This window comes from Streptomyces sp. NPDC096012, from assembly GCF_040426375.1.
GTDB lineage: Bacteria > Actinomycetota > Actinomycetes > Streptomycetales > Streptomycetaceae > Streptomyces.
Genome location: NZ_JBEOTD010000060.1, coordinates 17041 through 33011, shown reverse-complemented (window position 1 = coordinate 33011; position 15971 = coordinate 17041). Strand labels below are relative to the sequence as shown.

9 protein-coding genes are annotated in these 15971 nt (G+C 74.2%); 5 read left to right on the top strand and 4 right to left on the bottom strand.

Going from position 1 to position 15971, the window contains the following annotated elements:
* Positions 1–436: 436 nt before the first annotated feature.
* A complete protein-coding gene (locus ABVB68_RS34610) occupies positions 437–985 on the bottom strand; it encodes a MarR family winged helix-turn-helix transcriptional regulator (RefSeq protein WP_353605171.1) in 549 nt (182 codons plus the stop codon).
* 110 nt (positions 986–1095) lie between these two features.
* Between ABVB68_RS34610 and ABVB68_RS34605 the strand changes: the two genes are divergently transcribed.
* Positions 1096–2379 carry an MFS transporter gene (locus tag ABVB68_RS34605; RefSeq protein WP_353605170.1) on the top strand — a complete coding sequence of 428 codons (1284 nt, stop codon included), beginning with the start codon at positions 1096–1098 and terminating at the stop codon, positions 2377–2379.
* 63 nt (positions 2380–2442) lie between these two features.
* Here ABVB68_RS34605 and ABVB68_RS34600 read toward each other — a convergent pair whose 3' ends face one another.
* Together ABVB68_RS34600 and ABVB68_RS34595 are read right to left on the bottom strand one after the other, a co-directional pair.
* Entirely contained in the window at positions 2443–4095 is a 1653-nt protein-coding gene (locus ABVB68_RS34600) for an ATP-binding SpoIIE family protein phosphatase (protein ID WP_353605169.1), read from the bottom strand.
* 130 nt (positions 4096–4225) lie between these two features.
* Positions 4226–5605, bottom strand: coding sequence for an NAD(P)/FAD-dependent oxidoreductase (locus ABVB68_RS34595; RefSeq protein ID WP_353605168.1), 1380 nt, complete (start codon positions 5603–5605; stop codon positions 4226–4228).
* A 375-nt stretch (positions 5606–5980) separates the two neighbouring features.
* On the opposite strand from ABVB68_RS34595, the gene ABVB68_RS34590 reads away from it, so the two are divergent.
* Both ABVB68_RS34590 and ABVB68_RS34585 read left to right on the top strand, forming a co-directional pair.
* Positions 5981–6763, top strand: a complete 783-nt coding sequence (locus tag ABVB68_RS34590) for a TetR/AcrR family transcriptional regulator (RefSeq protein WP_353605167.1) — start codon at positions 5981–5983, stop codon at positions 6761–6763.
* Positions 6764–7249: 486 nt separating this feature from the next.
* On the top strand, positions 7250–9241 hold the full coding sequence (locus tag ABVB68_RS34585; RefSeq protein ID WP_353605166.1) for a sigma-70 family RNA polymerase sigma factor: 1992 nt from the start codon (positions 7250–7252) through the stop codon (positions 9239–9241).
* 136 nt (positions 9242–9377) lie between these two features.
* On the opposite strand, the gene ABVB68_RS34580 is transcribed toward ABVB68_RS34585, so the two are convergent.
* Positions 9378–11456, bottom strand: coding sequence for an asparagine synthase-related protein (locus ABVB68_RS34580; RefSeq protein ID WP_353605165.1), 2079 nt, complete (start codon positions 11454–11456; stop codon positions 9378–9380).
* A gap of 813 nt (positions 11457–12269) precedes the next feature.
* Here ABVB68_RS34580 and ABVB68_RS34575 point away from each other — a divergent pair.
* Entirely contained in the window at positions 12270–13694 is a 1425-nt protein-coding gene (locus ABVB68_RS34575) for an NsdA family TPR-like regulatory protein (RefSeq protein WP_353605164.1), read from the top strand.
* Positions 13695–14266: 572 nt separating this feature from the next.
* Positions 14267–15484 carry an L-2-hydroxyglutarate dehydrogenase gene (gene lhgD / locus ABVB68_RS34570; protein ID WP_353605163.1) on the top strand — a complete coding sequence of 406 codons (1218 nt, stop codon included), beginning with the start codon at positions 14267–14269 and terminating at the stop codon, positions 15482–15484.
* Positions 15485–15971 lie beyond the last annotated feature (487 nt).

Sequence of the window (15971 nt, the reverse complement as noted above, 5' to 3'; positions counted from 1 at the left end):
TCGGTGTTTCCGACTCTATCAGATCTTTCCGATCCGATTTCCTCGGTGCTTTCCAGGTTCCCGCTTTCGCGTTTCCCTTTCCGGCGGTTCCGACTCTATCAGATCCTTTCGGCGTCTGACTCCCAGTCAGGGGGGTTTGCCTTCCCGGCCCTTGGGCCGTTCCGACGTCTCAAACCTTAGCGGATCCGCCCGGCGATTCCCAATCGGGCCGCCGAGTCCCTATTCGAATTGAATTCGGGCGCGCCGAAATCAACTCGGTCAGGAGATCGTACTGATGGTGTGAGAGGCGCCGCTCGAGGCGGCTGAGGTGCTGCCGGCGAACCGTTACGGCTCGGCGGCAACCCGAAGAACTTTACGGATCCAGCAGGGGCGTGTCAACCACCCCCTGTCAACATCTTTTAGGGAGCTCCAGGGTGGGCGGTCGACGGGGGCGCCGTCAGTCGAGGTCGGTGAGCCGGCCGCCGGCGTCGGGCTGCGCGTGTTCCACCCGGCGCAGGAGCCGCGTCAGGACGTCGCCCAGCACCGTGCGCTCGGCCGGTGTGAGGTCCTGGAGCAGGTCTTCCTCGAAGACGGTCGCCAGGCGCATCGCCTCCAGCCACTTCTCGCGGCCCTCGGGCGTCAGCTCGACGATGACCCGCACCCGGTTGGACTCGTCGCGCTCCCGGGTGACCAGGCCCTCGGTGACCATGCGGTCGATCCGGTGGGTCATGGCGGCCGGGGTGAGGCCGAGGCGCTTGGCCAGCTCCCCGGGACCCATCCGGTAGGGGGCGCCGGAGAGGACGAGCGCCTTGAGGACCTCCCACTCGGCGTTGCTGATGCCGAGGTCGGCGGTCTGGCGGCCGTAGGCGACGTTCATGCGGCGGTTCAGCCGGGAGAGTGCCGACACGACCTTCTCGACCTGCGGATCGAGGTCCTGGAACTCGCGCTGGTAGGCGGCGATCTGTTCTTCGAGTGTCGGCTCCGGGACGCCTGGGGTGTCGGCCATGGCCGCAGTATCGCACGCACCCCCTTTGCTTTGAAGTCCTTCACTGTGTACTCTTTAGCTTCGAACTTTAGCTTTGAAGTCTTCAGGCCTAACTAGTGAGAGAGGTGAACGTGACCAGGGCGATGGGCGCAGCGATGCGCCGGATCCACGTGGGCAACGCACTCAGCGCCTTCGGGCTCGGCTTCACGGTCCCCTACCTGTACGTCTACGTGGCGCAGGTGCGGGGCCTGGGGGCCATGACGGCGGGACTCGTGCTCGCCGTCTTCGCCGTGGCCGCGCTGATCGTGCTGCCGTTCGCCGGCCGGGCGATCGTGCGGCGCGGCCCGCTGCCGGTCCTGCTCGCCGCCCTGGGAACCGCCGCTCTCGGCGCGCTGGGCCTCGGCCTCGCGGGCGGCGCGACGACCGTGCTGCTGTCCGCGGCGGCGCTCGGCGCCGGGCAGGCCGTGATGCAGCCGGCGCTGGCGACGATGATCGTGGACTGTTCGACGGCGGACACCCGGTCGCGGTCGTTCGCGATGCAGTTCTTCCTGCAGAACCTGGGGCTCGGAGTCGGTGGTCTCATCGGCGGTCATCTCGTCGACACCACGCGCGTGTCCTCGTTCACGCTGCTGTTCGCGATCGAGGCGGCGATGTTCCTGCTGCTGGTCGTGGTGATGGCGACGGTGCGGATGCCGCATTCGCCGCGCATGGAGGACGCGCCCGCGGGATCGGTGAGGCGCGGCTGGAAGCAGCTGCTCGGGAACCGGGCGATGGTGCAGCTGTCCGTGCTGGGTTTCGTGCTGTTCTTCGCCTGCTACGGCCAGTTCGAGTCGGGGCTGAGCGCGTACGGCGTGGAGGCGGCCGGGATATCCACCTCCGCGCTGGGCACGGCGCTGGCCGCGAACACACTGATGATCGTGGTCGCCCAGTTCGTCGTGCTGAAGTTCGTGGAGCGGCGCCGGCGGTCCCGGGTCATAGCCGCGGTCGGACTCATCTGGGCCGTCGCCTGGCTGGCCGCCGGGTACGCGGGACTGGGCCACGGCAGCCAGGAGACGGCCACGGCCGCGTTCGTGTCGACGTACGCCCTGTTCGGGCTGGGCGAGGCGATGCTGTCGCCGACGGTCGCGCCGCTGGTCGCCGATCTGGCGCCGGAGGGCATGGCCGGGCAGTACAACTCCGCGTTCGCCCTCGTCAAGCAGCTGGCGCTGGCCGTCGGACCGGCCGTGGGCGGGCCCATGGGGGCCTCCCTGCACGCGCCGTACGTCGTGACCTTCCTGCTGTTCTCGCTGGGCATCACCTGGCTGGCACTGCGGCTGGGACGGCGGCTCACCGTCGCTCAGGACCAGCCGTGGGCCGCCGCGAAGAGCCGGGTGGTGGCCCGGGGGGCCGCGGAACCGGTCACCGTGGAGGCGTGAGCGGGGCGCGGCGCTCCTCCGGGAGTGTCGCGACCCGCCTGCCGGCCCGTCCGCCCGTCCCGGTCAGTGCTTCGCCCTCGGCAGGACGAACTCGCACCACACCGCCTTGCCGCCGCCCGGTGTCCTGCGGCAGCCCCAGCTGGAGGCGATCGTCGCCACGATGGCGATGCCCCGGCCGGACTCGTCGCCGGGCTCCGCACGGCGTCGGCGGGGCAGGTGATCGTCGCCGTCGGTGACCTCGATGATCAGGCGCCGGTCGGTGCGGCGCAGCCGCAGCCGCATGGGCGGGACGCCGTGCTGCAGGCTGTTGGCGACCAGCTCACTGGTGGCGAGGACGCCCAGATCGTGCAGTTCGCCGGGGAAGCGCCAGCTGGTCAGCACGCCGGAGGCGAAGGCGCGGGCGCGCGGGGCGGCCTCCACGCCGCCGAGGAGTTCCAGGGCGGCGTTGCGGAAGAGGTCGCTCTCGGGGCCCGTGCGCGCCGGGTGCTGGAGGACGAGGACGGCCACGTCGTCGTCGTGGTCGGCGGTGACGCCGGCCGAGCGGACCAGGCGGTCGCAGACGACCTGCGGGCTGCCGGTCGCGCCGGCCAGGGCGCGTTCGAGTGCGGCGATGCCCTCGTCCAGGTCCTCGTCACGGCGCTCGACCAGGCCGTCGGTGTAGAGGACCGCGGTGGCCCCGGGGCCGAGGGCGATGGAACCCGAGGCGTGGATCCAGCCGCCGGTGCCGAGCGGCGGCCCGGTGGGCTCGTCGGCGCGGGAGACCGAGCCGCTCTCGTCGCGGACCAGGATCGGCAGGTGCCCCGCGGACGCGTACACCAGGCGGCCCTCGTTGGGGTCGTGCACGGCGTAGACGCAGGTGGCGATCTGGTTGGCGTCGATCTCGGTGGCGAGGCCGTCGAGGAGCTGCAGGACCTCGTGCGGGGGCAGGTCGAGACGGGCGTAGGCGCGCACGGCGGTGCGCAGCTGGCCCATGACGGCCGCCGCCCGCACGCCCCGGCCCATGACATCGCCGATGACCAGGGCCGTGCGGCCGCCGCCCAGGGTGATGACGTCGTACCAGTCGCCGCCCACCGCGGCCTCCGTGCCACCGGGCTGGTAGGTGGCGGCGATACGCAGGTCGTCGGGCTGCTCCAGCTCCTGGGGGAGCAGGGATCTCTGCAGGGTCACCGCCGTCTCGCGCTGCCGGCGCTCGCTGGCGCGCAGGCGCTCGGCAGCCTCGGCGTGGTCGGTGACGTCGGTGGCGAAGACGAGGACGCCGCCGTCGCGGTCGCCGTCCTCCGCGACCGGGGTGCAGGTGAAGGTGTACGAGCGGCCGTCGACGGCCTTGCGGGACTTCAGTGTGCGGGGCTTGCCGCTGCGCAGCACCTGGTCGAGGAGCGGGAGGAGGCCGAGTGCGGCGAGTTCGGGCAGCGCCTGGTGCGCGGGGGACCCGGCGGGGCGGGAGCCGAAGGCGGCCGTGTAGGCGTCGTTGACGTAGGCGATGCGGTGGTCGGTGCCGTGGACCAGGGCGACGAGGGCCGGGACGCGGTCGAGGACGTCGCGCGCGGGCAGTTCGTCGACCGCCGGCACCGGTTGTGTCCCGTCGGGCCGCTGCTCGGCGCGGGCCGCGGGCACGGAGCCTTCCCCCCGGCGGTCCAGGGAGACCGGGGTCTCGGTCCGCGCTGCGGCGCGGCGCTGTGTTCCGGGGAGCCGGGCGCTCCAGCGCGTGAAGTTCACTGTGGGCAGAGCCTCGTGGGTGCTGAGGACGGGCGGGTGGCCCGTCCGAGGGTGTGGGGCAGTCTGGCAGAGGCGGGCCGCGGCGACATCCGTCAGACGCCTCGGGGGTCCGTGGAGTTCCTCGGTCCGGTCAGGTCGACCCCTTCGGGTCGTCGAAGGGGCTGTGAGGAGGCTTTCCACCGGCCGCGAGTTCGAACTCCGCTCGCGGATGTTCGAGCGAGCCGAGGGAGACGATCTCCCGTTTGAACAACCCGGCGAGGGTCCATTCGGCGAGCACCCGGGCCTTTCGGTTGACGGTGGGCACCCGGCTGAGGTGGTAGACGCGGTGCATGAACCAGGCAGGGTAGCCCTTCAGCTTGCGCCCGTAGACCTGGGCGACGCCCTTGTGCAGGCCGAGGGAGGCCACGGAGCCGGCGTTCGCGTGCGTGTACGTCCGGAGGGGCTCGCCGCGCAGCGCGTGGACGATGTTGTCGCCGAGGACCCCGGCCTGCCGGACGGCGTGCTGCGCGTTGGGGGCGGTCTCGGCGCCGGGGCGACCGGCGGTGACGTCGGGGACGGCGGCGGCGTCGCCCGCGCCCCACGCGTGCGGGGCGCCGTCCACGGTCAGCTCGGCGGTGCACTTCAGGCGGCCCCGGCCGGTGAGCGGCAGGTCGGTGGCGGCGAGCAGCGGGTGCGGTTTGACGCCGGCCGTCCACACCAGCGTGCGGGTCGGGAAGCGCTGGCCGTCGCTGAGGACGGCGACGCGGCCGGAGCAGGACTCCAGACGGGTGTCCAGGAGCACCTGGATGTTGCGGCGGCGCAGCTGGGTGACGGTGTAGCGGCCCATCTCCTCGCCGACCTCGGGGAGGATGCGGTCGGAGGCCTCCACGAGGATCCACTTCATGTCCTCGGGGCGGACGTTGTGGTAGGAGCGGGCGGCGTAGCGCGCCATGTCCTCCAGCTCGCCGAGCGCTTCCACGCCCGCGTAGCCGCCGCCGACGAACACGAAGGTGAGGGCGGCGTCGCGGATCGCGGGGTCGCGGGTGGAGGAGGCGATGTCCATCTGCTCGATGACGTGGTTGCGCAGGCCGATGGCCTCTTCGACGGTCTTGAAGCCGATGCCGTACTCGGCGAGGCCCGGGACGGGCAGCGTGCGGGAGACCGAACCGGGGGCGAGCACCAGCTCGTCGTAGCCGATGAGTTCGGGCGGCCTGCCCTCCTCGGCGGTGGCGAGCGTGGCGACGGCGGCGGTGCGTACGGCGTGGTCGATGGAGGTCACCTCGCCGACGACGACGTGGCAGCGGTCCAGGACGCGGCGCAGCGGTACGACGACGTGACGGGGGGAGATCGAACCCGCGGCCGCCTCGGGAAGGAACGGCTGGTACGTCATGTACGGATCGGGTGTGACGACCGTGATGTCGACCTCGCCCCGCCTGAGCTCGGCCTTCAGCTTCCGCTGGAGGCGCAGGGCCGTGTACATCCCGACGTAGCCGCCGCCGACAACCAGAATGCGCGCACGTTCCTTCACCATCCCATGACGCACCCGGCGCTGTTGTTTGTCCACAGCCCCGGCAATTTGTGTGACCGGCGGCCGGATGTGGGCGGGGTCGGCGTCGGCGTCCGGGCAGGACGAAAGGGGCCAGGTCAGCGCGGAGGGGTGAGACGGTACGAAGGTGCCGAACCGGTGCGTACATGACCCGTACTCCGATCGGGGGGCGCACTGTGCGGAACCTGCCCCTTCTGAATTGACTCCCTCTCAACTATGTTCTTGTGACGACGGGGTGTAGGGAATGTGGTCGAACGGGTCCGCGACGGGCGGGTCCGGTCGGGACTGACGCCCGTTCCGCGCACACCGGGTTCAGGCGGGGAGAGTCTCCGGGGGGAGACGTCATTACCGGGGGAATACATGCATGTTCAGGACAAGCAATGGTCATCCGCAGCCGTCGTGGCGCCTGATGGCGCCGCGGTGAGCGCGGCGACGGGCAACGGACGCGCGGACGGGGTGCGTACGACGCCGCTGCGCGTGGACGCACAGCGCAATCTGGAGCACGTGCTGCGTGCGGCGCGTGAGGTGTTCGGCGAGCTGGGGTACGGCGCGCCGATGGAGGACGTGGCGCGGCGTGCGCGGGTCGGTGTGGGCACGGTGTACCGGCGCTTTCCCAGCAAGGACGTACTGGTACGGCGGATCGCCGAGGAGGAGACGTCACGGCTGACGGAGCAGGCGCGTACCGCGCTCGGGCAGGAGGACGAGCCCTGGTCGGCGCTGTCGCGGTTCCTGCGGACGTCCGTGGCGTCGGGCGCGGGGCGGTTGCTCCCGCCCCAGGTGCTGCGGGTGGGCTCGGACGGCCCGGAGAGCCAGGGCGGTTCGCCCGTCCCGGCCGCTCCGGTCGACCCGACCCGGGTGCCTCAGCAGCGGCTGCAGCCGGGGACCGGTGAACTGCGGCTGATGGCGGACGAGGGCGCGGTGCCGGTCGACGACACCGGGGCCGGGGCGCTGCTCGAGGTCGTCGGGCGACTGGTGGAGCGGGCGCGGACGGCGGGCGAGCTGCGACCGGACGTGTCCGTGTCCGACGTACTGCTCGTGATCGCCACGGCGGCGCCGTCGCTGCCGGACCCGGCCCAGCAGGCGGCCGCGTCCTCGCGGTTGCTCGACATCCTGCTGGAGGGCCTGCGGTCCCGGCCGGCGTAACCGGCACCACCCGCCTCCGGCGAGCCCCGGAAACCCACCCGCACCACCGCCCGCCCGGCACGGCGGGGTGCGGGCGGGTACCGGGGCCGGGAAGCGCCGACCATGCGGACGCCCGGCCGCGCCGGGCAGCGGCTCCGGGCGGACGCCGGGAGGCGGGAGGCGACGCCCCCGCACGGATGCCGGGGCCGGGAAGCGCCGACCACCTGCGGACGCCCGGCCGCCCCGGGCAGCGGCTCCGGGCGGACGCCGGCGGGCCACGGTTGTACACGGGCGTCGGGCCGCACGTCGCCGTGCGTGTCCGGGGCGCGCCGGCCGGGCGGAAGGACGGTGCTGTTCGGCCGCTCGTTCGGGTGGGTTCCGTACGGGGTGGTGACAAGTCCGCTCGGATGAGTGGATGCCGCGGACGACGGGCCTGCGGCACATGGCGCTGTGGCACTCTGAGCCGGTGACGGGTTGGTCGGGGGCCGGTGTCGGGGGCTTTGCGCGATGAGCGTTGACGGGTGGGACGAGTCCCGCGGGGACGGTGCCGCGGAGGCCGCCGGGCAAGCCCCGTCCCAGGTGCCGAGTCAGGGCGGCCGGGCCGTACCGTCCCGCGTCGCGCCGGAGCAGAACGTGCCGGCCCGCGTCCCGCCGGAGCAGAACGTGCCGGCCCGCGTCCCGCCGGAGCAGAACGTGCCGGCCCACGTCGCGCCGGAGCAGAACGTGCCGGCCCAGCGTGAGAACAGCGTGCTCCCGCCGCCCCGGGAGACGCCCCCCGCCGACGGTGAGCTGATCGACCGGATGCGCGGCGGTGACGACTCCGCCTACGCGGAGCTGTACCGGCGGCACGCGGACGCCGTACGGCGCTACGCACGGGCCTGCTGCCGGGACGGCCACACCGCCGACGACCTCACGGCCGAGGTCTTCGCCCGGATGCTGCAGGCCGTGCGCGGCGGTTCCGGCCCCGAACACGCTGTCCGCGCCTACCTGTTGACCTGTGTACGACGCGTGGCCGCGCACTGGGCCAGGTCGGCCCGGCGCGAACAGCTCGTCGACGACTTCGCCACCTTCGCCCAGCAGGCCGCGCGGGCCGCCGAGGCGTCCGACGACAGCGCGTCCGCCGGTTCCTTCGGCGCGGGGCTGGACCTCGGTGCCGACGTGCGGGCCCTGCACGAGGCCGAGCAGTCCATGGCGATGCAGGCCTTCCGCTCGCTGCCCGAACGCTGGCAGGCCGTGCTCTGGCACACCGAGGTGGAGGACGAGTCGCCCAGCGAGGTGGCCGTGCTGTTCGGGCTGGACGCCAACGGCACCCGGGTACTGGCCAGCCGCGCCCGTGAGGGCCTGAAGCAGGCCTACCTCCAGGCACACGTCAGCGCCGCCCTCGCCGACGACGAGGAGTGCGCCCGCTACGCCGACCAGCTCGGCACCTACGCCCGCCGCAAGCTGCGCATCCGCGCCGAACGGGGCCTGCGCAAGCACTTGGCGGAGTGTGCCCGGTGCCGGCTGGCGGCGGCGCAGATCGAAGAGGTCGCGGACGGCATCCCCGGCGTCGTCCCGGTCGCGGTCATCGGCTGGTTCGGGGCCGCCGGGTACGCCAAGGCGCTCGGGATCGTGGCCGGCAGCGCCGGGGCGGGTGCCGCGGGTGCCGCCGCGGCGGCCGGCGGGTCGTCCGGCGGTGCGGGCGCAGCCGCCTCGGAGGGGCTCGGTGCGCCGGTGAAGGCGGGTATCGCCGCCGGTGTCGTCGCGGTGGCCGCCGCCGCGGTGGCACTGGCCCTGGTGAACGACGACCACCCGGCGAAGGAGGTCGCGAGGCCGGCTCCTTCGGCGCCGGTCGTACGGCCCGGGACACCCACGCCCGCGCCGCCACCCGCGGCGAGGAGACCCTCGCCGAAGCCGGTGGCGCTCGCCCCCGAGCCGACCCCTACGCCGACCCCGACTCCGACGCCCAGGCCGGCACCCACCCCCAGGCCGACGCCCGAGCCGACCCGCACCGCGCCACCGCCGGCGCCACCGGCGAAGCCGGCGCCCAGGCCGACCCCGACACCCCCTCCCCCGCCGGCCCCCGCCATCTACGAGTTGAGCGAACTGCGCTACGACGTCAACGGCGACGGTACGCGGCCGGAGATCGAGCTGGGCGGCAGCAGCTGGGTGTGGCAGCGCTACGGCATGTCGATCGGCGGCAAGCGGTACGGGCGCGGGGTGACCGTCCAAGGCGAGTCGTCCGTCACGATCGCCCTCAACCGCCCGTGCACCGCCTACGACGCGATGGCCGGCGTGGACGACATGATGCTCGGCCTCGACAGGGTCTCCTTCTCCGTCTACGCCGACGGGGTACGGCTGTGGCGGTCCGGCCCGGTCGACGGCCGCGACCGGGCCGTCCCGGTCCACGTGGACCTGACCGGGCACACGTCCGTGCGGCTCGTCGTGACACCCCTCGACGACCTCTTCGGCCGGGCGGCACCGGCGGACTGGGCCGAGTCCCGGTTCACCTGCCGGTAACCGCCCCCCGGCGCCCCTCGACGGCCACCGCCCCGCACCCAGCCGAGGAAGCCGAGGACATCGCATCCCCCTGGGCCACGGCACCACCCGGAAACGCGGCGGAGCCGGCCCCCCGCGCCGGCCAGGGCACAGACCGTCACGCCCCCGGCGTCAACGCGCTGCGCCTCGGCTGGATCCCCGAAGGGACCGCGCGGGCGCGGGCCGGGGTTCCGGTCCAGCAGGTGCCCCGGCGGGAGAGGAGGCGACGCAGCCAGAGTTCGAGGGAGACGAGATCGGCGAGGCCGTCCAGCGGAAGCGGCTCGCCCGCCGCCGCCGCGCGCAGCGCCTTGCGCACGACGCGCGCCTCCACCAGCCCGGCGTCGGCCAGCAGCGGGGTGGAGAAGAGGTCGATCAGGGGGTCGGCCGACACCCGCAGGCCCGCGCGCGTGGCGGCCGCCGAGGACGCGTGGGAGGGGGCGCCCCAGCCGGGCGGGAGGCCGGTGACGCCGGCGCCTTCCAGGACCGTACGGAGGATGGCCGCGCGGGCGCCGGGCTGGACCCGCAGCGCCTCCGGGAGCTCGCGGCAGGCCCGGACGACCTGGTTGTCGAGGAACGGCGCGTGCAGGCGCTGGGAGCGGACCTCGGCGGCCTGTTCCAGCACGCGCAGATCGGCGGCGTACCGGGCGAGCGCCGCACGCGCGCGGTGGTCGCCGGGACGCCGGTCCGGGCCGGTGCTGGAGCGTTCCGCCGCACTCGCCAGCAGAACCGATACTTCAGCCAGTGCCTCACCCGTCAGCCAGCGCGCCGCCGGCCCCGGTCTGGCCCAGGTCAGCGCGGCGAGGGACGCGCCGACCGCCCCCTTCGGCTCGTCGAAGCGGCGCCGCATCAGCCGCTCGGCCAGCACCTCCAGGCCCGTCCGGTAGGGAGTGCGGGCGAGGCGCCGGGCCGCGCCGTACACGCGCGCGGGGACCATCACCGAGCCGTCGGCCCGCGCGAGGGCGGCGACGGGCCGCACCAGGTACCGGCGTTGGCGGTCCATCAGCAGGTCGGCGAGCCGGGCGGGGTGGGCGTCCAGCACCTGGCGGGCGCCGTGGCCGGTGAAGTGGTCGGCGCTGCCGGCGGCGAGCCGGGCGCGGTGCCGGCCGGCCGACACCAGCGAGGGCCCCGGCTCGTCGGTGAGCGGGCCGTCGAGGTCGGCGTAGGGCAGCGTCTCCTCGCCACCGGTGACCACGACGTGGTGCAGGCGGGGGTTGGCGGCGAGCGTTCCCGCGCGTTCGAGCTCGGCCTCGCGTCCGCCCACCGCGAGGTCGTTGAAGGTGACGGCGAGGAGGCGCTCGCCCGCGCCCGTGCCGTGGCCGAGGAGCGTGCCGGGTCTGCCCGGCAGCCCGGCGGCGAGCAGCGCGAGCGTGCCGGAGGCAGGGCCGCCGGACAGGTCGGCGCCGATACCGGGCACCGGCATCCCGCGCGCGGCCCGCCGCTCGGCGGGGCCCATGCCGGGCACCGGCCCGGGGTCGAGATCGGGCACGTGCCGGGGCGCCGACAGCCGGGTGCGGACCGCCTCCACGAGGGCGTCCCGCACGGCGTCCACCGAGCGCCCGGGGTCGGCCGGGGGCGCGGCCACGGCGAGGGAGGCGACCTGTTCGTACCCGGCGACCTCGCGCGCCCCGGCGCGCAGCACCAGCGCATGCCCCGGCGGAATTCGCCGTACGCCGTCGTACGGGGTGGTGTCGCCCAGCGCGGCCGGTACGTCGGGGGCCGCGAGCAGGGCGGCCAGGTGGCCGAAGTCGAGGTTGGCCTCGACGAGGTCGGCGAGGGGCAGGGCCGCGGTGGCGTAGGCCGTGCCGCCGGCCCAGGGGGTGTGGAACACCGGGCGGGCGCCCGCGAGGTCGCCGCAGACGGTGATGCGCCGGCCCACCTGGACGACGGCCGTGTAGCTGCCCGGCCAGCTCGTCAGATGGCGCAGTGCGCCCCCGCGCGCGGTGAACAGCGCGCGGCGCAGGTCCTCGTCGGAGGCGCCGCAGATACCGAGGACGGCGATCCGGTTCTGTCCGTCGGCGCGGACCAGGCGCACCTCGTCGGGGCGCCAGTCGCCGACGGCCCACAGCGGGTCCGGGTCGCCCCACAGGAGCTGGGAGCCGACCGGGTGCAGGGACTCGCCGTCGTAGCCCAGGGCACCCGCGGCACCCGTCCCGGCGGCGCCCGTGGCGGTGCTGCTCCAACCCACCAACCACCGCATCGACGCCTCCACAGGCTGTGGACCACCAGTGCACCGCACGAACCGGGTCCCCATGCTGCCATGAAGGGCGTACCGGAGAGGGACGGTGGCGCGGCCTTCGATCGAGGGAAAATTCGGCGGACGCCGAGAGATCGCCGCCGGACGCCGAGAGAGCGCCGCTTGATCGCCGCGCGCGGACCCGCTCGGGCGCCTGCGCGGGCGTCCGGGGGAAGTCGGCGCGGGCGCCCGGGGAGTTGGCGAGTGACGAGGTCGGGCGCGGTTTGGCGGCCCCCGAGGCAAGCGACGTGAATGCGCCCCCTGTACGCTCCCCAAAACTCCTTTCGCGCCGTCAAGTTGCATGGTCGGAGCGGGAGTCAATCGCATCAGGCAGGGTCGAATTTCGGCCAAATCTGCGGCGAGCGGCGGGGTTTGAGCACTCTCCGTACAGGCCTGGGGAGCGCGCGGAGGGATACACATGCGCACGGTCCGGGAGGCGGGCATCGCCTCCCGGACCGGTCCGCCACCCGCGGGGATGAAGGTGGCGGTGTCCCCCAGCCCGCTGGATCCAGTACAGCGGGCCGACCCACGCAAGAGCCATGGAACCGCTCCCCAGGTGGCCGGAGAAGAGCGCACGGGCGGGCGCACGGCCACACGGGCAGGGGCACGCGGCGACAGGCCGTGCACGGTGCGTACAGGATCACCGTTTCGTACGGACCACAATCCCGCCAACCGGAACAATGCCCCTTAACGCTTGGGATGCGGCGAACTACGCTGGGTTTACGAATGCCGCGTGGTTATGCCAGCGCGACAGCCGTCTGTGTCGAGGGGTGGCTCATGTCCAGGGAGCAACGCGGGCCGAACGAAAAACTCGGCGCCGTTCTCGCCCTCGCGGGAATCAGCAACGCAGGACTCGCGCGACGCGTCAACGACCTTGGCGCCCAACGCGGGTTGACTCTTCGCTACGACAAGACCTCCGTGGCGCGCTGGGTGTCGAAGGGCATGGTGCCGCAGGGCGCGGCGCCGCACCTCATCGCGGCCGCCATCGGACAGAAGCTCGGCCGACCGGTGCCGCTCCACGAGATCGGCCTGGCGGACGCGGACCCCGCACCCGAAGTGGGCCTCGCCTTCCCCAGAGACGTGGCACAGGCGGTGAGGTCGGCGACGGAGCTGTACCGTCTCGACCTCGCCGGACGCCGGGCCGGCTCCGGCGGCATCTGGCAGTCCCTCGCCGGATCGTTCGCAGTGAGCGCATACGCAACGCCCGCCTCACGATGGCTGATAACCCCCGCCGACAGCTCGGTCGCGCGGGAGGCGGGCTCCGCCGAGGACTCGGGCGCACCGATCAAAGTCGGCCACAGCGATGTGCAGAAACTGCGGGAGGCCGCCGAGGACGCCAGGCGGTGGGACTCCAAGTACGGGGGCGGTGACTGGCGTTCCTCGATGGTGCCGGAGTGCCTTCGGGTGGAGGCGGCACCGCTGCTGCTCGGCTCCTACTCCGACGAGGTCGGCCGCGCCCTGTTCGGGGCCTCCGCGGAACTGACCCGCCTCGCCGGCTGGATGGCCTTCGACACCGGACAGCAGGAGGCCGCGCAGCGCTACTACATCCAGGCGCTGCGGCTCGCGCGCGCGGCGGCCGACGTGCCGCTCGGCGGCTATGTCCTCGCCTCCATGTCGCTGCAGGCCACCTACCGGGGCTTCGGCGACGAGGGGGTCGACCTGGCGCAGGCCGCCCTGGAGCGCAACCGGGGCCTGGCGACCGCCCGCACCATGAGCTTCTTCCGGCTGGTCGAGGCGCGGGCCCACGCGCGCGCGGGAGACGCGCAGGCGGCGGGCGCGGCGCTGAAGGCGTCCGAGGGGTGGCTCGAGCGGTCCCGGGAGGGCGACAGCGACCCGTCCTGGCTCGGTTTCTACGGCTACGACCGGTTCGCCGCCGACGCGGCCGAGTGCTACCGGGACCTGAAGGCGCCGCGGCAGGTCCGGCGCTTCACCGAGCAGGCGCTGTCGAAGCCGACGGAGGAGTTCGTGCGGTCGCACGGGCTGCGGCTGGTCGTCTCGGCGGTGGCCGAGCTGGAGTCCGGGAACCTGGACGCGGCCTGCGAGCAGGGCGTGCGGGCCGTGGAGGTGGCCGGGCGGATCTCGTCGGTGCGGACGACGGAGTACGTGAGGGATCTGCTGCACCGGCTGGAGCCGTACGGGGACGAGCCGCAGGTGGTGGAACTGCGCGAGCGCGCCCGGCCCCTGCTGATGACCCCGGCGTAGCGACGGACCGCCGCGGGAACCCGCCGGGACGCCGTGCTCCGGTGCGGGGACCGCCGTGCTCCGGTGCGGGGACCGCCGTGCTCCGGTGCGGGAAAGGGCCGCCCCGGGGACTCGCCGGGACGGTCTGCTCCGGTGCGGGCGGGCGGGTGAGGCGAGACTGGGCGTGCGGCGCGGCTGGGCGTGTGGCCCCGCGGGCGAGCGGCGCGGCTGGGCGAGCGCTTCGGACGGGCCGGGCGCGGATCGGGCGGGCCGGGCGCGGATCCGGGCGGGCCGGGCACGGGTCGTGCGAGCCAGACACCCGGGCGGCCAGGCGCGGGTCGTGCGAGCCGGACACGGATCCGGGCAGCAGGCGCGAATTGTGCGAGCCGGACACGGATCCGGGCGGCCAGGCGCGGTTCGGACGGCCGGGTACGGCGGGACGCGTGGTCCGGACGGGCCGGGTACGGCGGGGCGCCTGGTCCGGACGGGCCGGGTACGGCGGGACGCGTGGTTCCCCGCACACCTTTGCCGGCGCCGCACTCCCCGGCGTTTGAAGCCACTGTCAGTGGCGCAGTGCACTATCGAGGTGGGAGGTGGTGCAGGTGCCGGTCGGGGCGTACGACTGTGACGTGCTCGTGGTCGGCGGGGGGATCGTCGGCCTGTCGACGGCGTACGCGATCACGCGGAGCGCGCCGGGCACGCGGGTGACCGTGCTGGAGAAGGAGCCGGGCCCGGCCCGGCACCAGACGGGACGCAACAGCGGGGTCATCCACAGCGGGATCTACTACCGGCCGGGCTCCCTCAAGGCGCGGTACGCCGTCCGGGGCGCCGCCGAGATGGTGAAGTTCTGCGCCGAGTACGGCATCGCCCACGCCGTCACCGGCAAGCTGATCGTCGCCACCGAGCGGGAGGAGCTGCCGCGGCTGCACGCGCTCGTGCAGCGCGGCCGGGAGAACGGGATCCCGGTGCGCGAGCTGGGTGCCGCGCAGATCCCCGAGTACGAGCCCGAGGTGCGGGGCCTCGCCGCGATACACGTCGGCACGACCGGCGTGTGCGACTTCGTGGGCGTCGCACGGCAGCTCGCCCGGGCCTCCGGCGCGGAGATCCGCTACGGCGCGCGGGTGGTACGGGTGGACCGGCGGCCGGATCGGGGCGTGGCCGTCCTCACCGCCGGCGGGGACGTGGTCCGCGCCCGCGTGCTGGTCAACTGCGCCGGTCTGCACTGCGACGAGGTGGCACGGCTGACCGGGGACGAGCCGGGGGTGCGGATCGTCCCGTTCCGCGGGGAGTACTACGAGCTGGCGCGACCGGAGCTGGTGCGGGGGCTGGTGTACCCGGTGCCGGACCCGGCGTTCCCGTTCCTCGGCGTGCACCTGACCAGAGGAATCGACGGAGGCGTGCACATCGGGCCGAACGCGGTGCCGGCACTGGCCCGGGAGGGATACGGCTGGGGGGTCGTACGACCCCGGGAGCTGGCCGGGACCGTGGCGTGGCCCGGGTCCTGGGCGATCGCCCGGCGCCACTGGCGGTACGGCGCGGGCGAGTTGCACCGGTCGCTGTCCAAGGGGGCGTTCCTCCAGGCGGTGCGCAGACTGCTGCCCGGGGTGGCTGCCGGGGACCTGGTGCGGGCCCCCGCCGGGGTGCGGGCGCAGGCGGTGCTGCGGGACGGCACGCTCGTGGACGACTTCCTGATCCGGGAGGGGGTGCGGTCGGTGCACGTGCTCAACGCGCCGTCTCCCGCGGCCACCGCGTCCCTGCCGATCGGCAGGGAGGTCGGGCGCCGGGTGCTGGAACTGCTCGCCTCGCTGTAGCGGCCGCACCGGGGCTGCGCCTGCCCGACCCCGCTCCGCCCGACCGCCGGTGGCTGCCGGCTGCCACCGTGGCCATCTGCGGCTGCGGCCACTGTGGCTGCCAGCGGCTCCGGGTGACCGGTGGCCGCCGTGACCGTGGCCGCCCGTGACCGTGGCCGTCAGAGGCCGTGGCCGTCGGAAGCCGATGGCTACCGGAGTCCGATGGCTGCCGGAGGCTACCCAGTGCCCGATGACCGCCGACGGCCCCAATAACCGACGGCTGCCGGTGGCTACCCGGCGACCGATGACCGCCGACGGCCCCCGGCGACCGATGGCTGCCGGAGGCTACCCAGTGCCCGATGACCGCCGACGGCCCCAATGACCGACGGCTGCCGGTGGCTACCCGGCGACCGATGACCGCCGACGGCCCCCGGCGACCGATGACCGCCGGAGGACGCCGCGGGCATCAGGAGCCGCGGGCCGGGCGGGCGCCCCCGTGGGGCGCCGT